Source organism: Photorhabdus heterorhabditis, assembly GCF_018448905.1.
Taxonomy (GTDB): domain Bacteria; phylum Pseudomonadota; class Gammaproteobacteria; order Enterobacterales; family Enterobacteriaceae; genus Photorhabdus; species Photorhabdus heterorhabditis.
In genome coordinates this window covers 1-699 of the sequence record NZ_RCWA01000169.1, presented here as the reverse complement: position 1 = coordinate 699, position 699 = coordinate 1, and the positions used below count along the sequence as shown (strand labels likewise).

At 56.4% G+C, this 699-nt stretch carries 1 protein-coding gene; it reads left to right on the top strand.

All coding sequences use genetic code 11. The features are described from left to right. Positions 1-699 (top strand): calcium-binding protein (locus EAE89_RS23120; RefSeq protein ID WP_280516039.1); only part of this gene is annotated, 699 nt, incomplete at both ends.

The following is a 699-nucleotide window of genomic DNA, read 5'->3' as shown; positions in this document are numbered from 1 at the left end:
GTACTGAGGGCGCAGGCACGCGAGTGACCTCCACCCACAACGATATCACGACCACGGCTTACGCCAGTCAGAGTGAAACAGATGAAACCCTCAATGCGGAGCAACTGGGAGTCAGCAATCTGTATGGTGGCAGCGGCAATGATACGCTGATTGCGGCAAAAACCGGCAGCTGGCTGGTTGGGGGCGCCGGGAGCAATACCTATGTTGGTGGTGCCGGTGATGACGTTTTTGTTATCAGTGCTGCTGACGATACGAAAAACATTCACGGCAATGGCGGGCACGATACGGCGATCATTGTTGGCAAAAAAGGTATAGAGCTGAACATGGCTCAGGCCGGTTTAACTATGGCTCAAGGCGGGAGTGGCAGTGATGTCATCAGAAGCGGTGGAGCTAATGGTGTCTTTATCAAGGGCGGCTCCGGCGATTCGGTGTTAGTCGGTGGCATGGGTAACGACGTCCTGGTCGGCGGCAGTGGGCACAACACCATCATTGGTGGCAGTGGCAAGTCGGTTATCTATGCCGGTTCTCAGGGCGACTCAATCTATGCTTCCCAAGGCGGCAGCGTCATTCACGCCGGTGGCGGGGACGATAAGATTTTCGGCGGTGTGGGTGACGACGTGATCGAAGTGGGTCACGGGAGTGCAACGATTGATGGGGACGGTGGGGTCAATATAGTCAGCCTGCACGGTAACCACGGCG